We start from the raw sequence: 11,572 nt of genomic DNA, 5'->3' as shown, positions 1-11,572 counted from the left end.
CGACAAACCCTCGCATTCGTTGTCAGTCCTGCGCGTTGGTGCTCACGAATGATAACATTCGCTCCGCTCCAATGCTCGTCCTTTCTAGACTTCAAGGGTTTTCAATCACGCTGAAAAGATGACAACATCCTAAAACAAAAACCGTTTTAGGATGTTGTCAACAATCTGGAAGACAGCCCTAAAAGGCTGTCTTTTTTGTTTGAAAAAGAAAAGGTACAGGAAAAATAGGAAAAGAAAGCAGAGGAGGGATAGAGATGAATGTTCCATATTGGACGGAAGAGCATGTAAGGGCCACGCTTCCTGAAAGAGATGCGGAGAGCCATAAAGGCACGTACGGTACGGCTTTGCTGCTGGCGGGAAGTGACGACATGCCGGGCGCAGCGCTGCTTGCAGGGCTTGGGGCCATGCGGAGCGGTCTCGGCAAGCTTGTCATCGGTACATCAGAAAGCGTAATCCCGTTAATTGTTCCTGTTTTGCCCGAGGCGACCTATTGGCGTGACGGCTGGAAAAAGGCGGCGGAGGCTCAGCTTGAAGAGACGTACCGGGCCATTGCCATCGGATCGGGCCTTCCGCAAACGGAAAGCGTACAGCAGGCAGTCGATCATGTGCTTACGGCTGATTGTCCTGTTATTTTGGATGCCGGAGCGCTGGAGAAGCGCACATATCCGAAACGGGAGGCACCCGTCATCCTCACGCCGCACCCGGGCGAGTTTTCCCGAATGACAGGGATGCCCGTGAACGAATTGCAGAAAAAAAGAGCGGAATATGCAAAGGAATGGGCGGCTCAGCTGCAGACTGTCATTGTGTTAAAAGGAAACCAAACCGTCATTGCGTTTCCTGATGGAGACTGCTGGCTCAATCCAACCGGAAACGGGGCGCTCGCCAAGGGCGGAACCGGTGACACGCTGACGGGCATGATATTGGGGATGCTCTGCTGTCATGAAGATCCAAAGTACGCCATATTAAACGCGGTCTATTTGCATGGTGCGTGCGCCGAGCTCTGGACGGACGAGCACTCCGCTCATACGCTGCTCGCTCATGAGCTATCTGACATGCTGCCCCGCGTGTGGAAGCGATTTGAATGATAAAAAAGCTGTCTTCAGAGAGAAGACAGCTTTTCTTGATACCCCGCCCGTTTTTTCAGACGCGGTTTCATTAATACATAGTAAAGCACAGAAGGCACGGCCAAGCCGATAATCCATGCGATGTCTCCGCCGCCAAACATTTTGGCAAGCGGTCCGATGTAAAAGCTTGTGTTGATAAACGGAATTTCCAGCAAGATAGACAGAACGAACGCAATTGTGGTGATCCAATTGACCTTTCCATAAGGCCCGTTTACGTCGAACATGGCTTTGACTTGATACTTTCCGTGGCGGACGAAGTAGTAATCGACTAAATTGATTGCCGTCCACGGAATTAAGAAATAACTGATGAAAAAGATAAAATTCAAAAACAGCTCCATAAAATTGCTCTGTCCCAGTAGGCTTAAGACTGTGCCGACAAGCGTGACACCCAGGATCATGATGATTCTGACTTTGGGCGTGACTTTTAATTTCAGAAACGGCTCCAGCGTTGTTGTCGTGGACATGAATGCCCCATACAGGTTAAAAACATTGATCGCCATTTGCCCAAATAACACAATGATCAGCATAATAAACGAGAAGGGACCGAACAATTGGACAATCTGGCTGCCTGAGTTTGCCGTAAAGTCAGGAAGTGAGGTTGTCAGCAATGCGCCGAGCAGCATCATCCAGATGGAGCTGACAGATGTACCTGCATAGCTGTACCAAAATGTTTTTGAAGCCGGTGTTTTAACTGGCAGATATCTTGAATAATCGGCAACATACGGCGCGTAGGCAAGCTGCCACGTCGCAACTGCGCTGACTGCCACCAAGAAAATTGGCAGATCAATCGCTCCGGGAATCCAGCTGCCTGCCGGAATCGGCAATTGAAAAATGAGAATCGTTGCAGCAAAAAATACAGCAAAAGAGGTCCAAGAAAGGATTTTTTGCATTTTGTGAATCAAATCATGGCCGAAAATGGTGAGTAAAAAACATACGGCGCTTAAGCCTATAATGCTCCACGATCCCGGGATGGGAACAAAGCTGCTTAAGGTTCCGGCCGCCAGAATCGTGCTGCTTGCGAAGAAACCAAGGTAGATAAACATGACTAAGAAGAGGGGAAGAATCGCTCCGATTACGCCGAATTGGGCACGGCTTTGAATCATTTGCGGGATGCCAAGCTGAGGGCCTTGCGCGGAATGAGACGCCATAAATATGGCACCGATTAAGGTTCCGCAAATAATAGCGGCAACACTCCAAAACAGATTAAGTCCCATTGCAACGGGAATCGTGCCAGTCACTAACGTGGTGATATGCATATTAGCCCCGAACCATACGGGAAATAAATCTTTCGCTTTACCATGTCTTTCTTCATTCGGAATATATTCAATCGTTCGCCTTTCTACTTTCAATGCATCGTCCTCCATATTGGATGTTTTTTTGAAATCGACATAAAGTCATAGCTTAACAGACTATGAGGGGGTTTACAAATAAGGATATGCAGCCAAACGGCCGGGAAGCTTGATCTGTCAATGGCTGAAAAGAATTGTAAAAAAGATGAACGCTTTTGAATCCGGTGTCGTCTCATAAGGCAGAAAAACAAAAAAGGGGGGATCATGGTCATTGGATACACAAGAAGAACAGCGGCTGATACAGCAGGCGAAAGAGGGAAACGACGAGGCGTTTACAGCCCTTTTCCACTATCACTATTCTTTTTTATATAAATATTTGTTAAAGCTTTCCCTTCGCCCCGATCTCAGCGAGGAACTTGTTCAGGAAACCTTTCTGAAAGGGTACATCCATTTAAGAAGCTTTCAGGGCCGTTCAAAATTCTCCACATGGCTGATCTCCATTGCATCGCGGCTCTATCTCGATCACCAGAAAAAGAGAAAGAGAGAATGGAAACGGAATCAGACAGTTACGGAGGAAACAATCCGCAAGATCAAGTGGGACGTGTCAGTGAAAGGGGCAGAATGGAGCGAGACGCTTGATCTGTTTTCAAAGCTGGACCCTAAATTGCGCACGCCAGTTTTATTAAGGCATTACTACGGCTATACCTACGCCGAAATTGGGATGATGCTGCAGATCAAGGAAGGCACGGTGAAGTCTAGAGTTCATAATGGACTCCAGCAAATCAGAAAGGAGTGGGACGATGAATAAAGAAAAGCTTTCAATTCATTTCAAATCAGAATTGCAGAAAATTGATCAAACAGCCAATCCCTCTATACCGAATCAAAAAGAACTGCTTTACCAGCTGTTACAAATGAAAGCTGAACGCAGAAAAAAACTGATGAAAGAGATCATCTTATTTGTATTCTGTGCGCTGATGGTTGTGAGTGCGGCAATCCTGGCATTCACTCAAGCTCCTGCTGTGTTTATTGTGCTTCAAGTTTGTGTGCTTGCGGTGTTGCCGATTTTGATTGCGGCTGAGAAAAAAAGGCATCTCGGCGAATGTGAGGTGAAACGCAGATGACACAAACAGAAATTGTCATAACGGTTGCGGCTTGTCTCGTCGTATTGTCACAGGGAATCTTTTTATTTATTGATGCGAAAAAACGTAATCGCATGGCATGGGTTTGGGGGATTGTCGGATTGATTCAAGCACCGATGCCTCTGATTTGTTATTACTTTTTTGTCATTAGGCCGGATCGGAAGAAAAGGGGGATCAAGCAATGAATATTTCTTGGGAAATGATTTTGCCGCTGATTGTATTACAGCTGGCTTTGGCGGTGTTTGCCCTCATCAGCTGTATAAAAGAAGAGCGGACGAACGGGCCAAAGTGGATGTGGGCTGCAATCATCGTATGTATCAATATTATCGGGCCGATTTTATTTTTCACCGTCGGCAGAAAGCAAAGGTGAGCTGGCATGCTGTCTATTGAGTCATTATGCAAAACATATCGGCATCATGAAGCTGTAAAGAATGTCAGTTTTCACGTGAATGAAAACGAGTGTGTCGCACTATTAGGTCCCAATGGAGCCGGTAAAACCACAACACTGCAAATGCTTGCCGGGCTGCTTTCGCCATCCTATGGAACCATAAAGCTGTTAGGGGAGAAAAAGCCGGATCGGCGTTTGATTGGGTACCTCCCGCAGTATCCAGCTTTTTATTCGTGGATGACCGCAAATGAATTTTTAACATTTGCGGGGAGACTGTCCGGTCTTTCGAAGAGAAAATGCCAAGAGGAAATCGGCGAGATGCTGGAATTTGTCGGTTTGCACGAAGTGGCGAACAAAAGGATCGGGGGCTATTCAGGAGGCATGAAACAAAGACTCGGTCTGGCACAGGCACTGCTCCATAAACCGAAGTTTTTGATATTGGATGAACCGGTGTCTGCTCTTGATCCGACAGGGCGGTTCGAGGTGCTGGACATGATGCGGGAGCTGAAAAAGCATATGGCCGTTCTGTTTTCTACACATGTTTTGCACGATGCAGAGCAGGTGTGTGATCAAGTGGTGATTATGAAAAACGGTGAAATTTCATGGAAAGGCGAGTTACAGGAGCTGAAACAACAGCAGCAAACGAACGTTTTTACTCTTTCAGTGAAAGAGAAGCTGGAAGGTTGGCTTGAAGAGAAGCCTTACGTCTCAGCTATTGTCTATAAGAATCCGTCCCAAGCTGTTTTCGAGCTGCCTGATATACACGCTGGCCGGTCATTATTAAGTGACTGTATCCGAAAGGGATTGACCGTCACCCGATTTGAACAGAAAACGGAGTCTCTAGAAGACGTCTATCTAAAGGTGGTGCACGCATGAAGGTGATGATGGCGCTATTGCAGAAGGAGTGGCTGGAAGGATGGAAAAGCGGTAAGCTGATTTGGCTGCCGATTGCGATGATGATCGTCGGGCTGACACAGCCGCTGACCATTTATTATATGCCGGAAATCATCGCACATGGAGGGAACCTTCCTGACGGCATGAAAATCAGTTTTACGATGCCCTCCGGGTCTGAAGTGATGGTCAGCACGCTTTCTCAATTCAACACGCTTGGCATGGCTCTGGTCATCTTTAGTGTGATGGGCAGTGTAGCCAATGAAAGAAATCAAGGGGTAACAACGCTGATTATGTCGCGGCCTGTGACGGCAGCCCATTATATCGTGAGTAAATGGCTCATCCAAAGCGTGATCGGCATTATGTCGTTTGCAGCTGGATACGGGCTTGCTTATTATTACGTTCGGCTGCTGTTTGAGGACGCATCATTCAGCCGCTTTGCCGCAAGCCTTGGCCTTTACGCGCTTTGGGTGATATTTATTGTGACCGCCGGCCTTGCCGGAAGTACGATATTCCGGTCTGTCGGAGCAGCTGCCGCTTGCGGGATCGGGCTCACAGCAGCCGTTTCCTTTGCTGTTTCACTATTTCCAGATGGTGCGAAGTGGCTTCCGGCTGAGATTTGCAAGCAGGCGGAGCATATCCTTCTTCATGGAGAGCGGGCAGATTTTTTCGGATGGTCACTTACTTTCTCCATTCTGGGCATCATGCTTCTGGCCGTGTTTTCTGTGTGGCGATTCCGGCGGTATGAAAGCTATTAATTGATCATGTTACGTTTTTGCGCGAGCATCACAAAAAAGGCGGCAAATGCCAGAAACCCGGCTCCATAAAAAACTCCCGCAAGCCCGACAAGCTGTGCGATTTTTCCGGCAAGAAGGGGCCCGAGGAAGATGCCTAGCGCATAAAATGATTGATAAAACCCCATCACTGACATTTTTAAACGGGCAGAACTGATTTCGACGACATGGCTTAGCAGCAGAGGAAAAACGAAGCCGAGCGCCAGTCCGATACAGGCGTGTGTGATGCAAACCGTGAACAATGCAGCTGAATAAGGAACGTATAGCAAACAGACCCCGGTGACAGCGAAACTAATGAGCATCACGGAGTAAGCGATACGTCTTGTAAAGCGCAGAAACACAAAGCTTAATGTGGCGGCTGCGTGTGGGAGGAAAAAGGCGCTCATCACCCAAAGCAGCTCCGCGTCGCCCATTCCGAGCTGATTCATGTAAAGCGGCGTAAAACCAAACACTGTGATAAATAATACGGCATGGGCCGTCATAGACAGGATGGTGAAAAGCTTCAGCTTTGGCAGTCGTAATGTATCTTTGATGTATTGATTGACACGAATGGTGTCACGGTTTGCGGGAGGAGCAGACGGATCCTTAATAAAGCAGCAGATCACCAAACCTGCGGCAGAGGCTGCCAGCGCCATCCAAAATGGAAGCTGCCTGTCTAAATGGGCTACGGCGAGCTCGCAGAACACAATGCTGGCAAACTGAGGCATGACGGTAAAAAACTGCATGATGCCCATTGCTTTTGATGCATTGCCATTGTTGAAATAATGTGCGTATAAAATGGTCGCCATCACCCACATAGAAGCAGTGATTCCCGCGAAAAGCCGGGCGGCCAGCACGAAGAAGAAAGAATCAAACATCATAAAAAGCAGGCTGCTGAGGACAGAAAAGCCGAACCCGGAAATTAACAATTGCTTGCGCAAGGAAAATAGGATGTCTGACAAAAGGCCGAGTGGGAATCGCAGAAGGATTTGCGTGACCCCGTAGCTGCCGAGAATGATGCCGATTGCGCCATATGAAAAGTGCAGATCCTCCAAATACAGACTGAATACAGGAACGTAAATATAGCCTGAAAACCAGAAACAAAATACCATGCATAAAAAAACGGCGTGATCTAAAGCGCCGATTGTTTTTTTCTGAGGAATCAAGTCCTGCTGTAATTCCATCGTATCTCTCCACCCCTTTCCTTCCAGTACAACACAATTGTTGAAAGCGTTTCAATAGAAAAATAAAAAAACAGGGCTTCAAAAAAAGCCCTGTTCGCTGTTGTTAATACGGATCAGATGGGTGGCTCTCCTGTTCAGCCTGCTTTGCAGCCTGTTCCGTTTCAGTTGTGCCGATCGGCCCGTTGCTGTTGTTCTCGGAAACCTTTTTTAGCCCTTCTGCTACGCGTTTTCCGTAGTCAGGATCAGCTTTTGTGAAATTCTCAATCATTTGATCCTGAATTTCTTTTCGGCACGTAGAAAGCGTATTCACCAAATTCGTAATCAATTCGTTCCGCTCAAATTCAGTAAATCTCCGGTACGTTTCTCCAGCCTGTCCGAAGTTGTTTGTTCTGTCAATCGCTTCACGCTTTACATCACCTTCGACATGCGGCGTATGGTCTTTTCCGTCCTGCTTCGCTTCCTTCAGCCCGCCCATAATGGATGGCTCATAGTTGACGTGCGGGTTTTGTCCTTCTGCTCTATCGACCCGATATTGCATTTGCCCGCCTTCCTGGTTGGTGGCGACATGCTTTTTTGGCGAGTTGATCGGGAGCTGCAGGTAATTTGCGCCTACACGGTAGCGCTGCGTATCAGAGTAGGCAAACGTCCGTCCCTGAAGCAGTTTGTCATCGGAAAAATCAAGCCCGTCGACAAGCACCCCCGTTCCAAATGAAGCTTGCTCCACTTCCGCATGGTAGTTTTCCGGATTTTTGTTCAGCACCAATTTGCCGATCGGTTTCCATGGGAAATCGTCTTTATACCACAATTTTGTCGGATCAAGAGGATCAAAGTCCAGTTCAGGATGCTCATCATCGCTCATGATTTGAGCATACACTTCCCACTCTGGATAATCGCCATTTTCAATCGCGTCATATAAATCCTGTGTGGCATGGTTAAAGTTTTTCCCTTGAATCTCTTCTGCTTCCTTCTGTGTCAGGTTGCGGATGCCCTGCTTCGGTTCAAAATGGTATTTCACGAGAACGGCCTTGCCCTCCTCATTCACCCATTTATAGGCATGTACGCCTGAACCCTGCATTTGCCGGTAGTTGGCCGGAATGCCCCAAGGCGAAAACAAGAAGGTGATCATGTGTGTCGCTTCAGGAGATTGAGAAATGAAATCGAAAATACGTTCACCATCCTGGATGTTGGTCACTGGATCAGGCTGAAATGCGTGTACAAGATCCGGAAATTTCAGCGGGTCGCGGATAAAAAAGATTTTCAGGTTGTTTCCGACCAAATCCCAGTTTCCGTCTTCTGTATATAGCTTTACAGCAAAACCGCGCGGGTCTCTCAATGTTTCAGGCGAGTGTTTTCCATGATTCACAGTTGAAAAACGGACAAATGCCGGTGTTTTCTTGCCTTTTTCCTGAAAGAGTTTGGCCCGTGTGTATGTTGAAATCGGTTCGTCTCCGAAGCTTCCGTACGCTTCAAAATATCCATGTGCACCTGCTCCCCTGGCATGAACAACCCGCTCTGGGATGCGTTCTCGGTCGAAGTGGCTGATCTTTTCGAGAAAATCATAGTTCTCAAGTGTTGTAGGCCCTCTATTCCCGACGGTTCTCACATTCTGGTTGTCAGTAACAGGATGCCCCTGCCTATTCGTTAAGGTATCCTCTGACTCGTTTTTCCCGGATGTCTTATGAGAAAGCGCTTCCTCGCTCCCTTGGGCATTTGATTGGTGCTGCTTGTTTTGATGATCATCTTTCAATGGTTGGCCCTCCTTTTTTGAACGGTAACAATATTCCCTGAATGGAAAGATTTTAAAACAGCCGTTTTTTTTGATCTGCTTCGGGAATGGTACAATGTACAAAAATCGGGTAAAGGAGAGGTCGATTCGTGACAAGAGAAAAAAATCCGCTGCCCATCACGTTTTATCAAAAAACCGCTCTTGAGCTTGCCCCATCGCTTCTGGGCTGCCTTCTTGTAAAAGAAACAGACGAAGGCACAGCGTCAGGCTATATTGTGGAAACAGAGGCCTATATGGGGGCTGGAGACAGAGCGGCACACAGTTTTAACAACCGCCGGACGAAGCGGACTGAGATCATGTTTGCAGAAGCTGGGCGGGTATATACATATGTGATGCACACCCATACATTGCTGAATGTCGTTGCCGCGGAAGAGGATGTCCCGCAAGCGGTATTAATCAGGGCGATTGAGCCGCATGAAGGCCAGCTGTTAATGGAGGAGAGAAGGCCGGGCAGGAGTCCGAGGGAATGGACAAACGGGCCTGGAAAGCTGACGAAAGCGCTTGGCGTCACGATGAATGACTACGGACGCTGGATCACGGAACAGCCGCTTTACATCGAAAGCGGGTACACACCGGAAGCAATTTCAACCGGCCCGCGCATCGGCATTGACAACAGCGGGGAGGCACGCGATTATCCATGGCGTTTCTGGGTGACGGGAAACAGGTACGTGTCGCGTTAGCATGTTTAAGGAAGAGGCAATCAGGGGAATGGTTGAGAAAAAAGAAGGGAGAATCGGAGCTTTGAAAAAGATGATCAAAACCGTTATCAAATGGGCGCCGGTCATTTACCCGATTGTTCGAAAAATCATGAAGGACCGAAAGGCGTCTAAACAAAAGAATATGTCCGCATCTAGAACAGCCGGCTGACCCCGGCTGTTTTTTTATAGGTCAGTTTTCCCTCTAGTCCTCCGGATGTTCATTGACTTGCCATTCTCTCCATTATAGAATTTATATACATTTCGCATCCCTTCATCATCCTTTCTGCCTATTCACTGAATCCCTGCATCTACTAGATAGGAGGTTTTTCTCATGCTTCATGGGCGACTTCGTGATATTCTGCGCTTGCTGATGGCGGCTGAAGCCCCGGTGACAAGTTCGTTTTTTGCCGCGCAATTAAACGTAACGACGCGGACAGTCCGCAATGATATAAAGGAACTGCAAGGTGTGCTAAGCGGCCACGGTGCCTTTGTACAATCTGTAAGAGGCTCCGGCTACAAGCTCCGCATTGATGACGAGCAAGTATTCAGAACACTGCTGCAAGATGTATTTCAGCAAAAAAAGGGCCTGCCGGTATTGCCGGAGGAGAGAATGGCCTATCTTATGAAACGTCTGCTGCTGGCGGACCATTATCTCAAGCTCGATGAACTGGCTGAAGAACTATTTATCTCAAAATCTACACTCCAAACGGATTTAAAGGAAGTAAAGAAACGTCTGCTGCCTTACCGCATTGTCATGGAAACACGCCCGAATTACGGCTTCAAGCTGCGCGGGGACGAGGTACAGATGAGGTACTGTATGGCGGAGTACATTGTTGATGAAAGAGAAACGGAGATAGATGTTTTGAATGAAAAGGCTGATATTTTGCCAAAAGAAGAAATTGAGATCATCCGTTCCGCCATCTTGAAAAAAATGAAAAACGAACGCATCCCTCTGTCCAACATGGGACTGAATAACCTCATTATCCATATTGCTATCGCCTGTAAACGGATCAGAACGGAAAACTATGTATCTCTTTTCCCGAAAGATATGGATCATATCCTGCATCAAAAAGAATACCGGGCTGCAGAAGCCATCGTAAAAGAGCTGGAATCAGCGCTTGCCGTTACGTTTCCGAAAGACGAGACGGCCTACATCGCCATGCATCTCCTTGGCACAAAACGAATGACACAATGCGGAGAGGACACATTCTCAATAGAAGAAGAAACCGATCAGCTGACACTTGCCATGATCAAAGCTGTTGATCGTGAACTGAAGCTTGGCATCCTGCATGACAAAGAGCTGAAAATCGGCTTGGCCCTGCATATGAAGCCGGCGATCAGCCGCAACCGATACGGCATGAATCTTCGAAATCCGATGCTCGCAGCGATCAAGGAACATTATCCACTCGCTTTTGAAGCCGGGATCATAGCCGGAATCGTGATAAAGGAACAAACGGGTATTGAGATTCATGAAAACGAAATTGGATATTTGGCCCTCCACTTTGGCGCCGCGATTGAACGAAAAAAAACAGAAAGTCCGCCGAAACGCTGTATCATTGTATGCGCATCGGGTGCCGGAAGCGCCCAGCTTCTGCGCGAAAAACTGCGTTCCCATTTCGGCAAGCGGCTCGATATTCTTGGAACGGCTGAATATTATAGTCTTGATCAAATGTCCTACGAATCAATTGATTTTGTCATCAGCACCATTCCGATTAAAAAAGAGCTCCCTGTACCAGTACTGAAGGTTAACACCATCTTAGGCGGAACTGACTTTACAAAAATAGAATCTATTCTGAGTGATGAAAAGGAAAAAGCCAATCGCTACCTAAAAAAAGAACTCGTTTTTTTTCAGGAGGATCTGCGCTCAAAAGAAGAAGTGATTCAATTTTTAGGGCAGAAAGCGGTCGAATGCGGCTTTGCCGATGAAGAAATCATAGATTCCATTTTTGAAAGAGAAGACATGTCGCCTACGTGTTTTGGCAATCTTGTTGCCATCCCGCACCCGCTTGTTCCACAGACGAAAACAACGTTTTGGGCCGTTTGTACGCTCAAAAAACCGATCGATTGGGAGAGTCAGCGAGTTCAATTTGTCTGTCTGCTTTGTGTCGAAAAGGAGAACAAAGCGGATTTGCAAAGCATGTATAAACTGCTTGGCAGCATTTTGGATGACCCGGCGGCGGTGAACCAGCTGGTCAAATGCCGTTCATATCAAGAGCTTTCGGATGTGTTTGACCAAAAAATGCTGAGCTGACAGCCTGTATATACCTTTTTTCCGTTGCCTGCGGAAAAACCCTGAGTGT

At 47.3% G+C, this 11,572-nt stretch carries 13 protein-coding genes; 10 read left to right on the top strand and 3 right to left on the bottom strand.

Translation table 11 applies throughout. From position 1 onward, the window contains the following. Positions 1–254 precede the first annotated feature (254 nt). Positions 255–1,085, top strand: a complete 831-nt coding sequence (locus AC0OMU_RS20640; RefSeq protein ID WP_181220301.1) for an NAD(P)H-hydrate dehydratase — start codon at positions 255–257, stop codon at positions 1,083–1,085. Positions 1,086–1,099: 14 nt separating this feature from the next. On the opposite strand, the gene AC0OMU_RS20635 is transcribed toward AC0OMU_RS20640, so the two are convergent. Further along, the gene (locus AC0OMU_RS20635) at positions 1,100–2,473 is read right to left on the bottom strand and encodes a cytosine permease (protein WP_003244111.1); all 1,374 of its coding nucleotides are present in this window, start codon (positions 2,471–2,473) and stop codon (positions 1,100–1,102) included. Between the two features lie 211 nt (positions 2,474–2,684). Here AC0OMU_RS20635 and sigY point away from each other — a divergent pair, with 211 nt between their 5' ends. From sigY to AC0OMU_RS20605, 6 genes are read left to right on the top strand one after another with little or no spacing between them, the layout of a single operon-like run. After that, entirely contained in the window at positions 2,685–3,221 is a 537-nt protein-coding gene (sigY, locus tag AC0OMU_RS20630; RefSeq protein WP_181220300.1) for an RNA polymerase sigma factor SigY, read from the top strand. After that, complete coding sequence (locus AC0OMU_RS20625) at positions 3,214–3,534, top strand: YxlC family protein (RefSeq protein WP_181220299.1); 321 nt, start codon at positions 3,214–3,216, stop codon at positions 3,532–3,534. The genes sigY and AC0OMU_RS20625 overlap by 8 nt, the downstream gene beginning before the upstream one ends. Then, positions 3,531–3,737 (top strand): sigma Y negative regulator YxlD, encoded by a 207-nt coding sequence (gene yxlD / locus AC0OMU_RS20620; protein ID WP_015385026.1) that lies wholly within the window; start codon positions 3,531–3,533, stop codon positions 3,735–3,737. The genes AC0OMU_RS20625 and yxlD overlap by 4 nt, the downstream gene beginning before the upstream one ends. After that, positions 3,734–3,922, top strand: coding sequence for a sigma Y negative regulator YxlE (gene yxlE, locus AC0OMU_RS20615; RefSeq protein WP_003227293.1), 189 nt, complete (start codon positions 3,734–3,736; stop codon positions 3,920–3,922). The genes yxlD and yxlE overlap by 4 nt, the downstream gene beginning before the upstream one ends. A 6-nt stretch (positions 3,923–3,928) precedes the next feature. Next, positions 3,929–4,816 (top strand): ABC transporter ATP-binding protein, encoded by an 888-nt coding sequence (locus tag AC0OMU_RS20610; RefSeq protein ID WP_181220298.1) that lies wholly within the window; start codon positions 3,929–3,931, stop codon positions 4,814–4,816. Continuing rightward, on the top strand, positions 4,813–5,589 hold the full coding sequence (locus AC0OMU_RS20605) for an ABC transporter permease (RefSeq protein WP_181220297.1): 777 nt from the start codon (positions 4,813–4,815) through the stop codon (positions 5,587–5,589). Before AC0OMU_RS20610 ends, AC0OMU_RS20605 begins: the two co-directional genes overlap by 4 nt. Here the strand turns inward: AC0OMU_RS20605 and AC0OMU_RS20600 are convergent. Then, entirely contained in the window at positions 5,586–6,788 is a 1,203-nt protein-coding gene (locus AC0OMU_RS20600) for an MFS transporter (protein ID WP_474241453.1), read from the bottom strand. The genes AC0OMU_RS20605 and AC0OMU_RS20600 overlap by 4 nt on opposite strands. Positions 6,789–6,891: 103 nt before the next feature. Further along, complete coding sequence (katX, locus tag AC0OMU_RS20595) at positions 6,892–8,535, bottom strand: catalase KatX (protein WP_015385023.1); 1,644 nt, start codon at positions 8,533–8,535, stop codon at positions 6,892–6,894. A 128-nt stretch (positions 8,536–8,663) separates the two neighbouring features. Here katX and AC0OMU_RS20590 point away from each other — a divergent pair, with 128 nt between their 5' ends. From AC0OMU_RS20590 to licR, 3 genes are all read left to right on the top strand, one after another. Then, complete coding sequence (locus AC0OMU_RS20590; RefSeq protein ID WP_003227303.1) at positions 8,664–9,254, top strand: DNA-3-methyladenine glycosylase; 591 nt, start codon at positions 8,664–8,666, stop codon at positions 9,252–9,254. Between the two features lie 28 nt (positions 9,255–9,282). After that, a complete protein-coding gene (locus tag AC0OMU_RS20585; RefSeq protein ID WP_009968374.1) occupies positions 9,283–9,441 on the top strand; it encodes a hypothetical protein in 159 nt (52 codons plus the stop codon). Between the two features lie 162 nt (positions 9,442–9,603). After that, positions 9,604–11,523 (top strand): transcriptional regulator LicR, encoded by a 1,920-nt coding sequence (gene licR, locus AC0OMU_RS20580; protein WP_474241452.1) that lies wholly within the window; start codon positions 9,604–9,606, stop codon positions 11,521–11,523. Positions 11,524–11,572: the final 49 nt, after the last annotated feature.

It is taken from the genome of Bacillus sp. FAU18, from assembly GCF_056033885.1.
Note: the sequence above shows the minus strand (reverse complement) of the source record. Positions and strands in the feature narration are given on the sequence as shown.